12 protein-coding genes and 1 pseudogene are annotated in these 21,831 nt (G+C 38.2%); all 13 read left to right on the top strand.

Annotated elements, in window-relative coordinates:
- Nucleotide 1: 1 nt before the first annotated feature.
- Nucleotides 2-400, top strand: a pseudogene (locus ACNQGH_RS16780) (hypothetical protein); the annotation flags it as partial.
- A gap of 262 nt (nt 401-662) precedes the next feature.
- Nucleotides 663-1,739 (top strand): GHMP family kinase ATP-binding protein, encoded by a 1,077-nt coding sequence (locus ACNQGH_RS16785; RefSeq protein WP_417957166.1) that lies wholly within the window; start codon nt 663-665, stop codon nt 1,737-1,739.
- A gap of 25 nt (nt 1,740-1,764) precedes the next feature.
- Complete coding sequence (locus ACNQGH_RS16790) at nt 1,765-2,640, top strand: sugar phosphate nucleotidyltransferase (RefSeq protein ID WP_417957167.1); 876 nt, start codon at nt 1,765-1,767, stop codon at nt 2,638-2,640.
- Nucleotides 2,641-2,684: 44 nt separating this feature from the next.
- The gene (locus ACNQGH_RS16795; protein ID WP_417957168.1) at nt 2,685-3,617 is read left to right on the top strand and encodes an NAD-dependent epimerase/dehydratase family protein; all 933 of its coding nucleotides are present in this window, start codon (nt 2,685-2,687) and stop codon (nt 3,615-3,617) included.
- Between the two features lie 68 nt (nt 3,618-3,685).
- Entirely contained in the window at nt 3,686-5,098 is a 1,413-nt protein-coding gene (locus ACNQGH_RS16800) for a sugar MFS transporter (protein WP_417957169.1), read from the top strand.
- Nucleotides 5,099-5,111: 13 nt separating this feature from the next.
- Nucleotides 5,112-7,040 (top strand): glucosamine-6-phosphate deaminase, encoded by a 1,929-nt coding sequence (gene nagB / locus ACNQGH_RS16805; protein ID WP_417957170.1) that lies wholly within the window; start codon nt 5,112-5,114, stop codon nt 7,038-7,040.
- Nucleotides 7,041-7,435: 395 nt separating this feature from the next.
- The gene (locus tag ACNQGH_RS16810) at nt 7,436-8,668 is read left to right on the top strand and encodes an ROK family transcriptional regulator (RefSeq protein WP_417957171.1); all 1,233 of its coding nucleotides are present in this window, start codon (nt 7,436-7,438) and stop codon (nt 8,666-8,668) included.
- Between the two features lie 441 nt (nt 8,669-9,109).
- Nucleotides 9,110-12,547: a SusC/RagA family TonB-linked outer membrane protein gene (locus ACNQGH_RS16815; RefSeq protein ID WP_417957172.1), complete on the top strand. Its 3,438-nt coding sequence runs from the start codon at nt 9,110-9,112 to the stop codon at nt 12,545-12,547.
- 5 nt (nt 12,548-12,552) lie between these two features.
- Nucleotides 12,553-14,133: a RagB/SusD family nutrient uptake outer membrane protein gene (locus ACNQGH_RS16820; RefSeq protein WP_417957173.1), complete on the top strand. Its 1,581-nt coding sequence runs from the start codon at nt 12,553-12,555 to the stop codon at nt 14,131-14,133.
- Nucleotides 14,134-14,662: 529 nt separating this feature from the next.
- Entirely contained in the window at nt 14,663-15,847 is a 1,185-nt protein-coding gene (locus ACNQGH_RS16825; protein ID WP_417957174.1) for an AGE family epimerase/isomerase, read from the top strand.
- A gap of 87 nt (nt 15,848-15,934) precedes the next feature.
- Complete coding sequence (locus tag ACNQGH_RS16830; RefSeq protein ID WP_417957175.1) at nt 15,935-17,527, top strand: exo-alpha-sialidase; 1,593 nt, start codon at nt 15,935-15,937, stop codon at nt 17,525-17,527.
- Nucleotides 17,528-17,582: 55 nt separating this feature from the next.
- A complete protein-coding gene (locus ACNQGH_RS16835) occupies nt 17,583-20,180 on the top strand; it encodes a family 20 glycosylhydrolase (protein ID WP_417957176.1) in 2,598 nt (865 codons plus the stop codon).
- A 180-nt stretch (nt 20,181-20,360) separates the two neighbouring features.
- The gene (locus tag ACNQGH_RS16840; RefSeq protein ID WP_417957177.1) at nt 20,361-21,593 is read left to right on the top strand and encodes an ROK family protein; all 1,233 of its coding nucleotides are present in this window, start codon (nt 20,361-20,363) and stop codon (nt 21,591-21,593) included.
- Nucleotides 21,594-21,831 lie beyond the last annotated feature (238 nt).

Below are 21,831 nucleotides of genomic sequence, written 5' to 3' on the forward strand. Positions count from 1 at the left end.
CCATAGAACGCATTTGTCTGAACGACAGGCTCCTTACACCCAAAAAGGCTGGAATACAAAGCCAATTGATGATGTGATCAATGGAAACTGGTCACTAAAAGCCCATAGCGAAGAGCAGGGTCTTTTAATTCAAACCATTCCGCAAACTGTTCGCTTCAAGGCAGGTAAAACCTATACTGTGACTTTTAACTACGAAGCATCAGGAGCGGATTATGGATTGGTAATAGGCGACGGGATCACTACAAAAATGTCAATTACGCTAAATACCGTAAATACACCGACAATAGCGACTTTCATTTTCCTGGGTTCCGAAAACAGGAATTCCTGGTTTGGTATCGAAAAAAGCAATGGCACTGATTCTGATTTCGTTTTGGATGATTTGGTAATCACTGAGGAATAAGGTGAATTTTATTGTTTTACGGAATACTTTTTTTGAAATCTCTATCCCGTAAAACATTTATTTTCACAAAAGCGCACCTCTTATTTACAAAAATGTGTTCGACAACATAAATATCGTGTGTTCGAGCACATTTATTGTTTTTTACTTGGTTTATTAGAATTTAATCTATACTTTCGTAAAGTTAAATCTAAATAAATAGTTACAATTACAAACAAAATATCCTGTAATTAATTGAATTGCAGTTATTTAATACATGCTTAAAGTGAAAGAAATTATATCATTAGCACCTGGACGGACATGCCTCTTTGGAGATCACCAAGATTATTTAGGTCTGCCGGTAATTGCCTGTGCGATTAATAGAAATATAATAGTAACTGCAGTGCCAAATGACACGCAGGTTTTTAAATTAATTATGGATGACATCAGCCAAGTCAGAGTCATTGATATCCACACCACCTTTTCAGAATTAGAGCCTCGCGATTATTTTGCCTCTTCCTTAAGGGTATTGCGAAGGCATGGCTGCATTCCCAATCTGGGATACGACATCACAATAACTGGAAATATTCCTATTAACTCGGGAACCTCCAGTTCATCGGCCCTTCTATTGGCATGGATTAATTTTTTAATAGAAGCTTTTGGTGTTGAAGATGAAGTTACACCCGAATTCATTGCGAAAATGGGATATACTTCTGAGGTTCTAGAACACGGAGAACCTGGCGGAATGATGGATCATTATAGCATCGGAGTAGGCAACATTGTCCATATCGACACCAAAATTCCTTTTTCTTACACTGTAATCGGCACGGAATTAAAAGGCCTTATAACAGGGGTGTCAGGAGTACCAAAAGAGACTATCGGCATAATTGGTGATTTGAAAGAAAATGCATTACTGGCTATCGCTATTTTAAAACAAAATTTCAAAAACTTTGATTTAAACAAAACGGAAATCACAAACTTAAAAAAATATTGTAATTATTTACCAGACCGATTGGTTCCTTTTTTCGAAGCGGCAATTAAAAACCATCATTATACTAAACTTGCTTTAAAAGAATTTCAAAAACCAACTCTCGATTTAAAAAAGATCGGCGAGTTGATGAATGCGCACCATGCAGTATTGCGGGATTTGTTGAAAATTACGGTGCCCCGAATTGATGCCATGATCGACGCTGCATTAAAAGCAGGTGCCTACGGTGCGAAAATAGTTGGTTCAGGAGGAGGTGGCAGTATAGTGGTAATTGCTGAACCAGGAAAAGAAACACCTGTAATAGAGGCACTATTGGCAGCAGGTGCCAAAGAAGCTTATACGGTAACAGTTGATCCTGGGGTAAGAACAGTATAAACAGACGAATTTAAAGAAATTAATTATGCACAACAATTTAATTATTTTGGCAGGAGGTGCTTCTTCCAGAATGAAAAAGGAAGTTACATTAGATAATTTGACTGAGGAAGAAATTGCGCAGGCCAATGAAAGAAGTAAGGGTCTTATAGGTGTTGGCCCAAATGGCAGACCTTTGTTAGACTACCTTCTATTGAATGCCAAAAAAGCGGGGTATAAAAATATCTACATCATTATTGGTGAGCAGGGTGGTCTGTTTCAAGAATTTTACGGAAGTGAAAATAAGAACAATAATTTTCATGGCTTAACGATCTCTTTTGCGATCCAATATATTCCAGAAGGAAGAACCAAACCCTTTGGTACTGCAGATGCATTATTTCAAGCAGTAGAACAATATCCGGAATTGAATTCCCAGTATTATTCGGTTTGTAACAGTGACAATTTATATTCTGTGCAAGCGCTTTCTGCACTTAGAGAAACAGACAGTCCCAATGCTTTCATAAGCTACAATAGAGATGCCATGGAGTTCTCATCGGAGAGAATTTCACGATTTGCCATTGCTAAGCTTGATCAGGGCAATCAATTATTAGACATTCTTGAAAAACCAACCGCTTCTAATTTAGAAAGTTACAAAGATGCCGAAGGGAAATTAAGAGTCAGTATGAATGCTTTTAAATTCGATGGGGATCTTCTATACCCCTATCTAAAGAACTGTCCTGTTCATCCTGAAAGAGATGAAAAAGAATTGCCCACCGTCCTTCTGAACACCTTAAAAGAACACCCCAACACCACATTGGGTATTCCTTTTTCTGAACACGTACCGGATTTAACTGCTAAAGAAGACATAGCCGAAGTAAAGGCCTATTTAAAAAAACACTATACTGAATTAAATTGGAATGACTAATAGTCCCGAAAGGATTGCTCTTAAAATAAAAAAACAATACGCATATGAAAAAATATGTTATAACAGGTGGTGCAGGATTCATAGGAAGTCACATTGCAGAATATTTATCGATCCAGGGACATCAGGTAACTGTTTTGGATAGTTTACGGACCGGATTTGAAAAAAATCTTAGTGGTTTGAATGTCCAATTTGAAAAAGGAGATATTAGGGATAAAGCCCTTGTGGAGGAACTAGTGCAGGGAGCGAATGGTATATTTCACTTAGCGGCTTTGGTCAGCATACCAGAATCCCTGTTAAACATAAAAGAATGTATTGATATCAATACATTGGGAACAATAAATATTTTGGAGGCTGCTAAGAAGAATGCCAGCTGTAAAGTGGTGCTTTCTTCTTCTGCGGCTAATTACGGAGACAATCCCGTACTGCCTAAAATTGAAATGATGACTCCCGAACCGATGACTCCTTATGCCGTTACAAAATTAGATGGTGAGTTTTATTTAAAAATGTATCAGGATCAATGGGGCCTTCCTACTGCTTCGTTACGTTATTTCAACGTTTTCGGACCCCGACAAAATCCAAAATCAGCCTATGCAGCTGCAGTACCCATTTTTATCAATAATGCACTTCAAAACAAACCAATAACCATTTATGGAGATGGGTTGCAAACCAGAGATTTTATCTATGTGAAAGATGTCGTAAAGGCTAACCTGTTAGCCTGTGAAACAGGAACTGATATCTATAACGTCGCTTTGGGACATAGCACATCCATCCTGGAATTGGCAGAAAGGATAATTGAAATTACCAATTCAACATCTCAAATACAATTTCTGGAAGAACGTTCCGGAGATATTAAACATTCAAAGGCAGACCCTTCAAAATTTAATACACTGGGTTTCAAACCCGATTATTCCATTGCGAGAGCCCTGGAAGAGACCATTGACTTTTACCATCAGGAATTATTAAAAGCGCAGGTATAAAACCGCAAAAAATACTTCCCCAATACTATTCTCTAAAATGTAACCAGTACTACCAAAAAATAAAAAAGATGTCAAAAATTAAAAACACAATCAACAGCAACCCAGGAAGCGCACTAATTCCAATGGTTATTTTAACCGCATTATTTTTTATTTTAGGGTTCGTAACCTGGCTGAATGGACCGTTAATCCCATTTTTTGAATTAGCTTGTGAATTGTCTCAGTCGCAGGCCTACTTTGTGGCTTTTGCCTTTTACATCGCTTATTTTGTCATGGCGGTTCCGTCCTCTTGGGTAATCGAAAAAGTCGGTTATAAAAATGGGGTCTCACTAGGGCTTGTTGTTATCGCCTTTGGTGCATTTATGTTTTACCCTGCTGCAGAAACACGAACTTTTCTTTTCTTTCTGGTGGCTTTATTTGTTATGGGTACCGGGTTGGCAATTTTACAAACGGCTGCAAATCCTTACGTGGTCGTGATCGGCCCCAGAGAAAGTGCAGCAGCGAGAATAAGTGTGCTAGGGATTGCCAATAAATTGGCAGGATTCATCGCGCCATTAATATTAACGGCTTTGGTATTATCAAATATGCAGGAGTATACCGCAGCTAAAATTGCGGCTCTTGATCCTATAGCCAAATCGGCGGCATTGGATACGCTGGCGTTGCAATTGCAAATTCCTTATCTTTATATGGGAGGTATCATCCTTGTTTTAGCAGTATTGGTTAAATTATCTCCGCTGCCGGAAATTGATTTGGATGAAGATGGAAACGTAGCACATCTAAGCATCTTTAAACAAATACTGCATGCTTTCAGATATCCGCAATTGGTTTTGGGTGTCATTACCTTAATGCTATATCTGGCTGCCGAGGTCCTGGCAGGAGATTCCATAGGCGGGTTTGGGAAACAATTAGGGGTTTATGGTCAAGACGGTAATTTTTATTTAAAACTAACTTCATTTACGATGACAGCAATGGTAGTGGGATATATTTTAGGAATAACGCTGATACCCAAATATGTTTCTCAGGCAACGGCATTAAAAATTTCCGGTATTCTAGGTTTGATTTTAGTACTGTCAATCGTTTCAATATCCCCCAGTGTAATCATTCAATTGCCAGGCATTCCAGCCTTGCCAGTAGTGATTCTTTTTGTCGCCCTTATGGGACTGGCCAATGCACTTTGCTGGCCGGCTATCTGGCCAATGGCACTACAGGATTTAGGGGGCTATACCAAAATAGCCAGTGCTATATTGATTATGGGTATTATAGGAGGTGCAATTTTCCCACTAATATATGGTTCTTTGGCCGAGTCCATCAATTTGGCCAACGAGGCAAGTGGAGTTGCAGAAACGGCAAAAAGCGGGAATCAGGTAGCTTATATAATGTTGCTGCCCACTTACCTGATGATTATATTTTATGCTTTTAAAGGACATAAATACAGAAGCTGGTCAAAAAAAACAATAGGAATTACGATACTAAAAACAAATTAAAATAGAACTGACAATGTTAAAAAGTAGTATAGATAAGGCGACAGGTTTCGAAAAAAGATTCGAAAATATTGGCACAGTAGTTTTTAAAAATTCAACTGCGGCATCTCAGGCGGTTGCGCAACAAATAGCAACACTTATCAAATCCAAACAAGAAAACAACGAGTCCTGTGTATTGGGTTTAGCAACAGGTTCTTCTCCGAAAGGGCTGTATGCTGAACTGGTTCGTCTGCACAAAGAAGAAGGATTGAGTTTTAAGAATGTAATTACATTCAACCTGGATGAATATTATCCAATGGAGCCGGATTCCATCAATAGCTATGTGCGATTTATGAAAGAATTATTGCTGGATCAAGTGGATATTTTACCGGAAAATTATCACATTCCTGATGGCACTTTATCTAAAGAAGAAATTGCGGATTATTGTGCTGATTATGAAGCTAAGATTGAAGCTTTAGGTGGCATTGATTTACAAATACTTGGAATAGGCGGAAACGGACATATTGGATTCAATGAATCGGGTTCTTTACAGAATTCCAAAACAAGATTAGTAGCCCTGGATCACATCACCAGGGTTGCGGCAAGCGGAGATTTTTCCGGATTGAGCAATACTCCAAGAACAGCAATCACACTGGGAGTTAAAAAAATAATGGAAGCCAAACAGGTTATTTTGATGGCTTGGGGAGAAGGAAAATCAGCCATCATTAAAAAGTCAGTTGAAGGCGAAGTAACCAATCAGATTCCTGCTTCTTTTTTGCAAGAGCACAACCATGCCGTTTTTGTTTTGGACAAAGAAGCTTCTTCAAAACTGACAAGAATTAATACACCCTGGTTGGTTGAAAAAATTGTCTGGACAGATCAATTGACCAGAAAAGCGGTATTAGCACTGGCACTTGATCTAAAGAAGCCTATTTTAATGCTTACCGATGCTGATTATATTGAAAACGGAATGAGTGATTTGTTGGCTGATTCAGGACCAGCCTACGACATCAACATCAAAATATTCAATAAATTACAGAATACAATTACCGGATGGCCAGGAGGAAAACCAAATGCTGATGACTCCAATAGACCGGAAAGAGCAGCCCCCGCAAGAAAAAGAGTCTTGATTTTTAGTCCGCATCCTGATGATGATATCATCAGCATGGGGGGTACTTTTATGAGGCTACAACAACAGGGACATGAAGTACACGTGGCTTACCAGACTTCAGGAAATATTGCGGTAGCTGATGATGAGGCACTACGATTTGCGAGATTCGTAACTGATTACAATGAAAAATTTGGAATAAAAAGTATTGAAGCCGCAGATATTTATAAAAAAGCGATTGCATTTCTTAAGAATAAAAAAACAAGTGAAATTGACATTCCGGAAGTTCGGTATTTAAAAGGACTGATCAGAAAAGGAGAAGCGCGATCCACCAGTAATTTCGTTGGTTTGTCCGATGAACAGATTCACTTTATGGAGCTTCCTTTTTATGAAACCGGTACCATCGAGAAAAAGCCTTTGGGAGCAGTCGATATTCAGTTGACCATGGACCTTATTGAAAAAATACAACCCCATCAAATATACGCTGCGGGTGATTTGGCAGATCCGCATGGAACTCATAAAGTATGTTTAGATGCTATTTTTGAAGCGGTTAAACGATTGAAAACAAAAGATTTCATGAAAGACTGCTGGGTCTGGTTGTACAGAGGTGCCTGGCAGGAATGGGGCATCGACGAGGTTGAAATGGCTGTACCTATGAGTCCTGATCAGGTTTTGGCTAAAAGACAAGGGATTTTCAAACACCAATCACAAAAAGACGGTGTGGTATTCCAGGGATCAGATGCAAGAGAATTTTGGCAAAGAGCTGAAGATAGAAATAGAGAAACGGCAGGATTATATGTACAATTAGGATTATCTAATTACGCTGCAATGGAGGCATTTGTCAGATGGAAATATTAAAAATCATAAAGTAAATTAAAAATTATTTGTACCCTATACACCCGTACATCGGCGCTAGCGGAACTAATGTGACACCCATTTGAGCATAATTAAAAAGTATATAGCGGTTTAAAAACCCTATGTACTTTTTTTTTACCTACAGGGTAAAAGTCCAATTCGGATCCTAAACCACACTGGTTAACCAGTAGACCTCGCTTCAGATCGACTAAAAATGGTCTCCCTTTCTATATTTTCCTACTTTGCGTTTATTCTTATTATTTTCCTTTATAAGCAGCGCATTTTTTTAATTTTTAGTTTTTAAATTAATTTAATATTAAACTATACTTTATAACATTCCTTAAAAATAATAGTAAGTTTGCACCCTAATCACGTTAATTTTTTTTAAAGTAACCCTAATGAGCTTAAAAGATTTATTGGACAGTAGTACAGACAAAAGCCTTTCGGGGCAAAAATGGCATATGCTAAGACAGGCAATCATAAAACGATTATTGTCGACCGGCAATGCCACGATAGCAGAATTAAGTTCTGAACTGCAATCTAGTGTCCCAACGGTAACCAAAGCCGTTAACGAATTATTGTCCGAAGACTATGTGACAGATCTGGGAAAAATTACCAATAGCGGCGGAAGACGGCCTTCTCTATATAGCATCAACCCAACCTGCGCTTACTTTTTAGGAGTAGAAGTCAGTTTAGCCAGCATGTCGATTGGTTTGCAAAATATTAAAAATGAGTTTGTCAGTATTGAATTAGGAACTTCTTTTGTCTTAGAAAACACCCAGGAATCCCTTTTGGATTTTTGCACTCTAATCCATTCATTTATAGAGGACAGCTCTGTCGAAAAAAAGATGATTGTAGGGGTCTGCATCAACTTTTCCGGTCGTATTAATTCTATGGAAGGATTTAGTTATAATTATTTCTTTAGCGAAAACAGACCTTTAACGGAGATCATTTCAGACCAATTAGAGTTAGCTGTTCATTTGGAAAACGACAGCAGAGCGATGACTTTTGGTGAATATTGCGAAGGGGTTGTTGATGACGAACAGAATATAATATTTGTCAATTATAGCTGGGGCGTCGGAATAGGAATGATAACTGACGGTAAACTGTATTATGGAAAATCCGGTTACTCCGGGGAGTTCGGCCACAGCACCATCTTCGATAACGGAATTATGTGTCAGTGTGGTAAACTGGGATGTCTGGAGACCGAAATTTCAGGCTGGTCCCTCGTAAACCAGTTTAAGACCGCCATAAAGGAAGGCAAACAATCAAAAGTGGTCCTTGATAAAAACGCTACTGCTTTGCAACACCATGCTATTATTTCCGGAGCTTTTAATCTGGAAGACCCCCTATGTGTTGATCTGGTAACCAAACAGAGCGAAAAAATGGGACGTTATTTATCCATTCTACTCAATATCTTTAATCCTGATTTACTGATCATTGGCGGTGATTTTTCTCCATTAGGAGATTACACCCTGCTACCTATTCAGTCTGCATTAAAAAAATATTCCTTAGGTTTAGTGAACCGGGATATGAAACTTAAAAAATCGACTTTAGGTCTTCGCGCCAGCGTTATTGGGGCTTGTTGTGTCATAAAAGAAAAAATGTTATCTACTTTAATAAATAACTAAAACACTCCTAAATTTTATTTATTAAATTTTTTTAATAAATAATTGAACTTATTAAATTTATTTATATATTTACAGCCTGATAGTGATTTTTTAGACAAATAAGCAGCTGGACTTGTATCCGTTTACTGTTATCTCTAAAATGAAAAGGGTACTAAAATAGTTCAGGAAAATAGAACCGGGAACTAAAGTAGTATTGTAATAAAAGACAGCTGGAAGGAAACGATATATTTTAAAATTAATAGCGAAATTTTAAAAGTAGTATCATAATAATTCGACTAAAGCGGGGAAACCCCTTTTTATAACTATTTTTTGTTTAACTAAAAAAACCAGCAGATGCGGCAAACATTGCTGGTTACTTCCTAAATACTAGGAATTTTGACTGGAAAAACAATTAAATAAACCACGAAGGAAAATTATTATTAACCAAACCATTACAAAAGTATGGAATTACTACCAAAAAGTAAGCCAAAAAATTATTGGCTTACGCCAAAATTCGGGAAAGTTATCAAATTAACGTCCCTGTTTTTAATCCCTTTCACCATACAGGTATCCGCAGCAGCAGCTACAGGAACTGTTACTTTATCCGAAAAAAACGGAACATTGAAAGTAGCAAACGAAAGAACTACGATTAAATTATCTCTAATACAAAAACAAATTAAAGGTAAAGTACTGGATGAATCCGGAAATCCTTTACCGGGGGCTAATATAATTGTTAAAGGGACCAACATTTCCGCACAGACTGATTTCAATGGTAATTTTACGTTGAGCGTTCCTGATAACGCTACAAAGCTTATTATTTCTTACATTGGCATGATCCAACAGGAAGTAACCATCGGAAACTCCCCAATTACTGTTACCTTAAAAGAAGCAGGACAAAATTTGAATGAAGTTGTTGTTGTGGGATATGGAACCCAAAAAAAATCAAAAATAACCGGTTCTGTATCTAAACTAGACAATAGAATATTGGAAACCGGAGTGCGCTCCAACCCTGCTTCAGCTTTAGCGGGTACGATTCCGGGTTTAAGAGTACAACAGGCTTCAGGACGCCCTGGTGCAGTTGCAAACATTACTTTACGTGGCGGTACCAATTATGATGGAAGTGGATCTCCATTAGTAATGGTGGATGGTTTTTTAAGAGACAGTTTTAGTGAAATAAATTCAGACGACATCGCCTCCATCGAAGTTTTAAAAGACGCTTCAGCCACAGCCATTTATGGTGCCAGAGCCAATAATGGAGTAATTTTGATTACCACTAAAAAAGGGAAGGCCGGCGTTTCAAACATTACCATCAATACAAAGTTAGGCATCAATACTCTAAATATTCCTTTTGATTTCTTAAATGCAAAAGACTATTTATATTGGTCCAGAAAAGCTATTCAGACTTCAGGTTCTTATGATCCTAGCCGCTTAACCCAATTGAACTCGACAGGTCCTTTTGGTACTGGAAATCTTTATAAAGATGGCGCTGGAAACATTCTTGACGGAAACAAAAACTCAGCAGCCGTATGGAGCCCTATGTTTAGAAATGCTGTTAATGAAGAATTATTAGGTCAAGGCTGGCAAAGTATGACGGATCCGGTCCGTACCAATGCAGCAGGGGCTTACGATCCAAACGGAACCAATAAAGAGATCATTTTTAAAGATTTTAACTATAAAGATTATGCACTTAGACCTCAGGGTATAACTAAAGATCTTAATATATCCATGACTGGTGGTAACGAAAAAGGCAGTTATTATGCCGGTATCGGTTCTTATAATGAGGAAGGCTTACCTATTAACACCTTCTACAAAAGACTTACTTTTGTTTTTAATGGAGACTATAAAGTAAAATCTTGGTTAACCTCCACCTCCGGTTTAAATTTTGCAACTGCTAAATGGAGAGATGCACAAACAAACGGCGAAGGTAATTATTTGACCCGTTCATTGGGTGCACCACCAACGATGAGAGGAACAAATGCCGCGGGTGATTTCTTAGTAGGTCGCGATTATCAAGATGGTAATCCAGCTGTCAACGATGCTAAGTTTGTTCGTAAAAACCAATCCGATAAGTTTACCTTATCCCAATCCTTTAAAGCCGATCTACTTGAAAATCTAAGCTTCAGAACTAGTGCCAACTGGTTTTATAATGAAGGTTTTAATGAGTCATTCAATAAAGATTTTTTATCGAGTCCTAATAATATTAATAAGACCCGTGCTTCAAGTGCTTCTTTTGGAAGAGAATTTAGCCAAACCTATAATGGTACCTTAAATTTTAATAGTGATTTCTTAGGAAAACATCATATAGATGCGATGGTAGGTACTGAATATTATGACATCTATCAAAACGGATTGTCCGCCTCTGGTTCAGGTGCTCCATCGGATGATTTTATGGATTTGCAATACACCAGCGCTGATAAAGACAAAAGAAGTATTGATACCTATCATACCCGCCAACGTATTTTATCTTTCTTTTCCCGTGTTACCTATGACTATGATGAAAAATACTTATTGACCCTTACCGCAAGACGCGATGGTTATTCCAGATTATTAAACAACCGCTGGGGTAATTTTCCTGGAGTATCCGTGGGTTGGAACTTACATAAAGAAAGTTTCCTAAGTGATTCTAAAATAGTGAATACTCTTAAATTTAGAGCCAGTTATGGTCAGAACGGAAACGTGAGCGGTATTGGGGCTTACCAATTGCAAGGTTCTTACGGATCAGGAAAATACGATGGAATTATTGGTTATCAGGCCTCAGGCCTTCCTTTCCCCGACTTAAAATGGGAACGTTCGGCAACTTATGAATTTGGTATCGACACGCGCCTGTTGAATAGACTAGACCTTACTATTGCTTACTATAACAGACAAACAAAAGACAAAATTTCGAGCTTTACCCTGCCTGCTACCTCAGGTTTAACGTCAATCACAACAAACTTAGGTAATATGCAAAATAAAGGGCTTGAGGTTGAATTGAATTATAAAGTTATTAAAAACTCCAATTTTTCATTAGATTTTTCAGCAAATGCAGCTTACAATGCTAATAAAATATTAAAATTACCCAATAATGGTTTAGAAAATAATAGAGTTGGCGGAAGTCAGGTTTATGATAAAAACGGTAATTTAATTTGGGTTGGCGGCTTGCAGGAAGGTCAAGATCCAAACACGGCTTATGCCTATGTTGCCGAAGGTATCATTAGAACCCAAGCTGAGCTAGATTCTTATGCGTTGAAACTAAAAGATTTGATTGGCGCCAAAGTTTTAGTTCACCCAAATGTTTTTAATAACATGACTCCAGCCGAAAAAGCGTTGTCTTATCCGATCGCATTAGGTGATGTAATGTGGAAAGATGTAAACGGAGATGGTATTATCAATACCTATGACAGAGAATATATGGGACGTACTATTCCAACAATCACTGGTGGTTTTGGTTTCAACGCCAAATACAAAGGATTCTCATTTAGCTCGCGTTTTGATTATGCTCTAGGTCATGTTCAATACGATGGACCTAAATCCTGGTTCTTAAGCAACGCGCAAGGAACATTTAACACAACAACAGCAACATTAGACACCTGGTCCCCTGAGAATCCAAACGCCAAGTACCCAACCTACTACTGGGCAGATCAATTGTTTAAAAACAATACTTTCCGTACCTCAAGCATGTTCTACAATAAAGCTGATTATTTAGCATTCCGCGAAATCAGTTTAGCGTATTCATTACCGGCTGATTTATTAGCTAAGTTAAAAATAGAAGGAATCAAATTCACCTTAACCGGACAAAATTTAGGTTACTTCAGTAAATCAACTTTATTCACTCCAGAGAAAACAGATCAGGGATTAAATGTTACAGGAGGTTATCCATTACCACGCACAGTAATTTTCGGTGTTCAATTTATTTTATAAAAACTATGAAAAAAATATTAATAGGATTTGCATTACTGACGTTGTCAATTACGTTTAATGCCTGCGACAAACTGGATTTAGCTCCAGAAGATTATTACGCTAGTGAGAGCTTTTGGAAAACCCCCTCTCAAGTGGACGGAGCAATGGTTGGACTACATAACCAGCTCAGAAGCTATCAGTTTACCTTATTCAACTTAGGGGAACTTAGAGGAGGCACCTTAAGAGACGGTACCAGCTTTACCGGAACTGCTTCTTTAAACGCAGGAGCTATCGTTCGCCAGGACTTAAGAGAATCTTCCCCTGGCATCTCCGGTTGGGTAGGCTTTTATGCTGCCATATTTCAGATAAATAATTTTATTTATCAGGTAGAAAAAGCTGATTATCTGGTAGCTGCAGATAAGAGTTATTATTTAGGGCAAGCGTATGGCTTAAGAGCTTTTTACTATTTTCAATTGTATCGTACTTACGGCAGGGTACCCTTAGCAAAAGAACCGAAAGTAGCTATTACCACTCCAACAACGGCCGCGGATGCCTATTTGTCGCGCACCGCAACAGAGAAAGAGACTTTAGACTTTATCAAAGAAGATGTCAATAAGTCTGTTGCTAATTTCTCTGGAAATTATACAACCAAAATGCAAAAAGCACAATGGTCTTTGGCAGCCACGCAAATGTTGCAGGCTGAAGTATATTTATGGTCTGCCAAAGTTACTATTGATGGTGCTGCGCCTACAAGCACAGCTGCTGATTTAGCTATTGCCAGAGCTGCGGTAGAAGCTGTTATACCAAAATATAGTTTGCAACCGAGTTTTGCCAATGTATTTAATTCAGCTGCCACAGCTGCAATTAAAGGAAACAATGAGATTATTTTTGCCCTGCGATATGGTTTTGGAGAGGCAACTAATAGTTACGGGCAATTTATATATGCCATTACGGATCCTTTAAGCAGCTATATTGATGATAAGGGTACAGCCATTCCTGCCAGTGACCCGTTAAAGGTAAATGGTGGTGGAACCATTATTCGTTATGAATATAAATACGAATTATATCAAAAATATGATGCTGCCGATACCAGGGCAAATGTTACTTTCTTAAATTTTAACAAAGGAACTGTCCATGCAACCAACTTGCGTAAGTTTATCGGTACTGTTGTTGATGGTGCTCGTATTTTCTCCGATGATTTCCCTGTTTATCGTCTATCTGAAGCTATTTTACTATTGGCTGAGATTAAAAACAAACAAGGCCAGAGTCCAGCTGCTGAAATTAATAGCATCAGAGCCCGTGCTTATGCAGGTGGTGGCGGTGTTGCCCCTATTTATGTAAATGGTTCATTCGAGCAAAACGAATTGGCTATTTTCGCAGAAAGACAAAAAGAATTCGTGGCTGAAGGAAAAATCTGGTACGACTTACGCCGCATGCAGGATGCTTCCGGAAATCCTTTAGCTTTCAGAAAAGACTTACCATTGACAGGTGTACTTGATAATGTTGTCGGCCAAAACCATAAATTACTATGGCCAATTGATCTGGGCACTTTAACTAGTGATCAAACTTTACTAGATGCCCAAAATCCAGGTTACAAAGGAACTTAATAGATGACTGATAAAACCGACAAAGAAAACTTTGTCGGTTTTATTACAATAGTCGCAATGAAATTTCCAATAAATGGATAAAAACTATTGATTCAGAGTGACTCTTCACTACTATCTCTTCCTGGATTGTCTTATTCTGCCTTATAAATATTTTACTGATTTCAGTCAGTTTGCTATGTCCAAAAGTGAATGATTTTACCCTATACCTAAAATTCATTTTCAATAATATAAGCTCTGGTTAAGCTTAGTTTGGTTGGTTTGTTTTTTTTATCGGTCGAGGCGAGACCCATTGTCTCGTCTTGGCTGATAATTAATCAAATTAATGCATCTTGGCACGTATTCGAATCTTTAAAATGCATTTTAAGATACAATCTAATGGAACTAAAAAAGCCGTACCGCCTGCCCTTCTATTGTATCGAAATTAATAATTATTCCACGGGAATATACTAATGCGTAAAAATTTAAAAATAAGCAGATCGCAATGTTATAACCGAACTAAAATCTAACTAGTAAATACTTCCTAAAAAAAATGAGCTATTCAAAAATAGATCTTTTAAACTTAAAAGAGTTTTATCGGAATCAACTATTAAATGACACGGTACCCTTTTGGTTTCCACGTTCGATTGATACCGAACTTGGCGGCTATTTATTGATGCGTGATCAGGACGGTAGCTTGATTGATGACGACAAAGCGGTTTGGATACAGGGTCGTGCCGCATGGTTATTGGCTATACTTTACAATACTATCGAGCCAAAACAAGAATGGCTGGAAGGTTCTAAAACAGGAATCGATTTTTTAAACAACCATTGCTTTGATACCGATGGGCAGATGTTTTTTCACGTAACCCGTGACGGACAGCCCATACGCAAACGCCGCTATTACTTTTCGGAAACCTTTGCAGTGATTGCCATGTCTGCTTACGCCAAAGCAAGTGGTGATGAAGCTGCCGCTGAAAAAGCGCGTTTTTTATTCGGAAAATGTATTGAATATTCCACTTCATCGGATCTCTTACAACCTAAATTCACCGCTACCCGACCATCAAAAGGAATAGGCACTCCTATGATTATGATCAACACAGCACAACAGTTACGCGAAAATATTAGAGACCCCCGTTGTGATGAATGGATCAGCAAATGGATTACCGAAATTGAAACCGATTTTGTAAAAGAGGACATTAAATGTGTGATGGAACAAGTAGCGCCAGATGGTTCCATTATAGATCACATTGATGGCCGCACGTTGAATCCTGGTCACGCCATTGAAGGGGCCTGGTTCATCTTACACGAAGCCAAATACAGAAACAATGACCCTCATTTAATTGCATTAGGTTGCAAAATGCTGGATTATATGTGGGAACGCGGATGGGATCAGCAGCATGGAGGAATTTTATACTTCCGTGATGTATACAACAAACCCGTTCAGGAATATTGGCAGGATATGAAGTTTTGGTGGCCCCATAACGAAGTAATTATTGCAACCCTATTGGCCTACACGATGACCGGAGATGAAAAATATGCAACATGGCACAAAATGGTTCATGACTATGCTTATGGTAAATTCCACGATAAAGAAAACGGAGAATGGTTTGGGTATTTGCATAAAGACGGAACCATCGCCCAGACTGCCAAAGGAAATATGTTCAAAGGACCCTTTCATTTGCCCCGACAGGAGTGGTATTGCCTGCAAATACTTACTGAATACCTCAATGAATAATTAATTTTTATTACTTTCATTATTTATCAATCAAAAAACAGTTTCTAAATATAACGGTATCATTTAAGATCCCAATAGTATTACAATATGAGAAAATCACTTTTCCTTTTATTTATTTTTTACCTGTATGGAATCCCATCGATTGGTCAAACCAATACGATCAACAGTGTTTCATTAATTCAAACGGAACTTCCAACAGCTCTGGGAGCTCATGATCAACGTATTTTGGCAGTAAAAGTTACGGCGAGCAACAGTTCAGCTATCTTAAATAGGTTGAAATTTACTATGACAGGAACTACCGATGTAGCTGATGTCAGAACTATTAAGGTGTATTCAAGCGGAGCCAATGCGGTTTTTAATCCAGCCACCGCTACCCTATTTGGAACCATTGGACCTGCATCAGGTGACCTCGTCGCTAATGGAACGCAAACATTGACCTCTGGAGATAATTATTTTTGGATTACCTATGATGTCGCAGCCAGTGCTACAGAAGGAAATCTATTGGATGCAACCTGTGAATCAATTGTAGTAAACAACGTTGCTTACAATGCCACCCCTAATACCATTGCTGGCAACAGGGTCATCTTATTAACAAATACATTATTATTCACTCCTGGGGATGCCGGATCGTTACACTACCGAATTCCTGCAATCATAACTGCGGCCGACGGATCATTAGTGACCGTAACGGATAAAAGATGGAATCATGCCGGAGATTTAGCCGCCAAAATTGATCCCGTAGTGCGTCGCAGTACAGATAAAGGAAAAACCTGGACAACCCCTTTGGTCATTGCGAACTTTGGAGGTCCAAATGGAGCCGGAGACGCAGCATTGGTGCTGGACAAAACCAATGGAAATTTATTATGTATCCTTTCCGCAGAAAAAGGATTCTTTACATCGACAAACGCTGCTCCTGCTAAAGTTTTAATTGTTCGTAGTACCGATAACGGTAAAACTTGGGGAACACCTCTGGATGTAACCCATCAAATTTATGGCCCTAATCCCAATTGGAAAGGATTATTTGTAGCCTCAGGAAGGGCCCATCAACTGCACGATGGAAAAATTGTGGCGGCAATTGCTGTTCGTGAAGACGTCGCCGGAAAGGAGCACATCAACAATTATATGATCAGTAGTACCGATCACGGGGCTAGCTGGATCGCTTCAACAGGCAGAGCTGAACTCGATGGAGACGAATCAAAAATTATAGAATTGAACAATGGCAATCTGATGATGAGTATCCGCAATAAAGGACCGCGACGTTTTAATATATCAATAGACCAAGGGCTTACCTGGGGAACTGCTTATGATCAGGTTGATATAACCGATCCAAATTGCGATGGCGATTTGATACGATATACCTCAACTCTTGACGGATATAACAAGAATCGACTGTTGCATTCCATTCCTTTCGCAAATAACAGAACCAATGTTTCTGTATTAATGAGTACCGATGAAGGAGCGACCTGGCCGATCAGAAAAACCATTTTCTCGGGAGCCTCTGCCTACTCCAGTTTAACGGTATTACCTGACGGTACAATAGGTATTTATTATGAAAACGGGGAAAATTCAATCTATCAAATGTATTTTGCCCGTTTCAGTCTCAAGTGGCTAAGCGACGGAAAAGACACTTTTATTACCAATAAACCAATCAAAAAGAAAAAGCAAAAAAATCGCAACTAAAAGACCCTGATTGCATTTTAAGACCACGCAATCAATCTTGAAATTAAATACAATTATGTCCACTTTAAAAAAACAAAGCCGGTTTTACGTGCTAAGCATCCTCATTACGCTGTTTGTTGCAGAAAATGGGTATGCTCAGCTTAAAAAAATAACTTTCCCGGATAGCCTGTTCTCTACTTACTATCACCAGAGAATCACCCATTTCAGAACACTGCCAAAGACAAAAAACGATATTGTTTTTTTGGGAAACAGTATAACCGATGGTGCAGAATGGAGTGAATTATTTGCAGACAACCGTATAAAGAATCGTGGCATCAGTGGTGACATCAGCGCCGGAGTTCTTAACCGAATCGATGAAATAGCCACCAGAAAACCAGCAAAAGTATTTTTAATGATCGGGATCAATGATTTGTCAAGAAATACCGCAGCAGATAGTATTTTTAAAAACATCATAAGAGTTGCCTCCTATTTAAAACAGGAAAGTCCATCAACAAAACTATATGTTCAAAGTGTATTACCTGTAAATGATGTGTATAAAAAATTTGGCGGACACACCAGTAAAGGAGAACAAATAAAACTGTTAAATGCTAATTTGAAGCAAAATGCGGCTGCATATCAGTATACTTATATTGATCTCCACACCTCCTTTTGTGACGCAACTGGAAAATTGTTACAACAGTATACTAACGACGGATTACATCTCAAGGGAGAAGGATATCTGTTGTGGAAGCATTTGATTTATCCGCATGTTTTTAATCTGGAATCCAAACCCTCTTTGCTTCCCAAACCCCAACAGCTAAAATGGAATACCGGGTCTTTTTCCCTTACTTCTCCCACCAAAATTCTTGTTGAGGACCCGATATTATTTAAAGAAGGGTTGGTGTTAAAAAATGCCATGGAGCAGCGTGGCCTATCCGTAGCATTGACAGATAAAATTTCCAGTACGGAACATTCCATTCAACTTCGTTTAGGAAACATTTCGACCCCTCAGGGTCAATCTGAAGCCTACCATTTGGAAACCACAAACGATAAAGTGGTACTTACCGCCAATACACCCCAGGGAATTTATAATGGTATCCAAACTTTAGTGCAGCTCATGCGTGACAATGTTGCAGTAGATGCGAGTGAAATAACGGATTGGCCTGCCTTTGCGTGGCGTGGATTCATGGTAGATGTGGGAAGAAATTATCAGTCAATCCAACAATTAAAGCAGCAAATTGATGTGATGGCTGCGTACAAACTGAATATTTTCCATTTTCATCTTACAGAAGATATTGCATGGCGTTTGCAAAGCAAGCTTTATCCGCAATTAACCAGCAGTAAAACCATGTTGCGCAATCCGGGTGAATTTTATTCACTGGAAGAAATGAAAGATTTAATTGCCTATTGTAAAGAAAGATACATTACCCTAATTCCCGAAATTGATATGCCAGGACACAGTGCTGCTTTTAAAAGGGCTATGGGAGTAGACATGCAAAGTAATGAAGGAGTGGCCATTTGCAAAAATATACTAATTGAATTATCCAAAGAGTTAAGTGTCCCTTACATCCATATAGGCGGCGATGAAGTACATATTACCAATAAAGAATTCTTGCCGACTATGGTCGCCGAACTAAAATTATTAGGCAAAAAAATAATTGCATGGGATCCGGGCGGAAATGTTCCTGAAGGCACCATCAAGCAAATGTGGATCGGCACTGCAACACCTAAAGACAAGTTTCCTGCACTGGATTCCCGTCATTTATATCTCAATGCTTTTGATCCTATTGACGGTGTCGTGGCAACATTCAATCACCAAATCTGTGATGTTGCAGCAGGCGATGAGACCAAATTGGGCGCTATTCTTTGCAATTGGCCAGACCGAAGGGTGAGTAAAGAAGAAGACCTGATCAAAATGAATGCAGTATATTCGGTAATGTTGGCTTTTGCCGAGCGAAGCTGGCTTGGAGGCGGATGGAAAAACTTCTTGTCAGACATTAGCACTCCAGGTACCGAACGCTATACCCTTTTTGTAGATTTTGAAAATCGTCTGTTAGACCATAAAACCCTCTATTTTAAAAACCTCTCTTTTCCTTATGTAAAACAAAGTGATATTGAGTGGAAATTAATAGGGCCATTTGACAACAAAGGAGCAACAGAAAAAATCTTTAAACCCGAATCTAAATCGTATCTCGAAAAAGAGCCCTTACATAAAAACCCCGTTGTTTACGGAGGTACCATCTGGTTCAGGCATTTTTGGTTTCCAATGATACAAGCCCATGTAAAGGATCAAAAAGAAAACACTACCTGGTATGCCACTACCAAAATATGGAGTGATGAAAAAACAAAGAAAAATTTCTGGATAGGGTTTAACAATCTTTCCAGATCTACCTTTAGTGATTCTCCTCCAGCAGCAGCCTGGGACAACAAAAACAGTGCCCTTTGGGTTAATAATGTGCGAATCAATCCGCCGCATTGGGCTCATGCAGGTCAAAAAGGAGACTCTGAAATCCCACTATTTGATGAGGGCTACGAATACCGTAGCCCTACAAAGATTGTATTGGAAAAAGGATGGAATACTATTTTAGTCAAATGCCCCGTCGGCAAATTCAGTTCCAATGATGCTCAAAATCCGGTGAAGTGGATGTTTACTTTTGTTGAAGTAAAAGAATAATATATAAGTACTAAAAAAAACTTTTTTAAAATTTAGCGACTCAAAATACATCAGGTCAAACGCATTAAAAACGTTCCAATTTTAAATAATTTATTTGTGATACGTTTAAATCACTGTGTAAAAAAAAATTATAGTAAGTTTGTAAATGAATCCCGTTGTAATTTTTTAAAAGGAACCCTAATGAGTTTAAAAGATTTACTAGACAGTAGTACAGACAAAAGCCTTTCGGGGCAAAAGTGGCATATGCTAAGACAGGCAATCATAAAACGATTATTGTCAGCCGGTAATGCTACGATAGCAGAATTAAGTTCTGAACTGCAATCTAGTGTCCCAACGGTAACTAAAGCCGTTAACGAATTATTGTCAGAAGACTATGTGGTGGATCTGGGGAAAATTACCAATAGCGGCGGAAGACGACCTTCTTTATACAGTATCAATCCAACCTGTGCTTACTTTTTAGGGGTCGAAGTCAGTTTAGCCAGTATGTCGATTGGTTTGCAAAACATTAAAAACGAATTTGTCAGTATAGAACTGGGAACTTCTTTTATCTTAGAAAATACACAAGAATCCCTTTTGGAATTCTGCAATTTAATCAATTCATTTATAGAAGATAGCTCTGTCGAAAAAAAGATGATTGTGGGGGTTTGCATCAACTTTTCCGGTCGTATTAATTCTATGGAAGGATTCAGCTATAATTACTTCTTTAGCGAAAACAGACCTTTAACGGAGATCATTTCAGATCAATTAAACTTGCCGGTTCGTCTGGAAAATGATACCAGAGCAATGACTTTTGGTGAATATTGTGAAGGGGTTGTTGATGATGAGCAGAATATAATATTTGTGAATTACAGTTGGGGTGTGGCCATAGGAATGATAACTGACGGTAAACTGTATTATGGAAAATCCGGTTACTCCGGAGAATTCGGTCACAGTACCATCTTTGACAATGGAATTATGTGTCAGTGCGGCAAGCTGGGATGTCTGGAAACGGAGATTTCAGGCTGGTCACTCGTAAATCAGTTTAAGGCTGCTATAAAAGAAGGCAAACAATCAAAAGTAGTTCTTGATGAAAATGCTATTGCTTTGCAGCACCATACAATAATAAACGGAGCTTTTAATTTAGAAGATACTTTGTGTGTTGATCTGGTAACCAAACAGAGCGAGAAAATGGGACGTTATTTGTCTATTCTACTCAACATCTTTAATCCTGATTTATTGGTAATTGGCGGTGATTTTTCTCAATTGGGAGATTACACCCTATTGCCTATTCAATCTGCATTAAAAAAATACTCCTTAGGTTTAGTGAACCGGGATATGAAACTTAAAAAATCGACTTTAGGTCGTCGCGCTGGTGTTATTGGGGCGTGTTGTGTTATAAAAGAAAAGATGTTATCTCCATTGATTAATAGCTAAAATTACTTCTAAATTTTAATTATTAAAATAATTTAATAAGTACATTGTATTTATTAAATTTATTTATATATTTACATCGTAATAATAAATAACACGGAAAAGAATGCTATTTTAAAATGGTTCTTTTACTATATTTTCTACTTTCTCTCTTATAAAGGATCAAGAAAAATACTTTAGTTGAAGAGAAAAATTCGTACAAAATTACTATTACAGGAGGGATTTTTATCTTTTAAGAGTA

The sequence above is a fragment of the Flavobacterium kochi genome (genome assembly GCF_048286715.1).
Taxonomy (GTDB): Bacteria; Bacteroidota; Bacteroidia; order Flavobacteriales; family Flavobacteriaceae; genus Flavobacterium.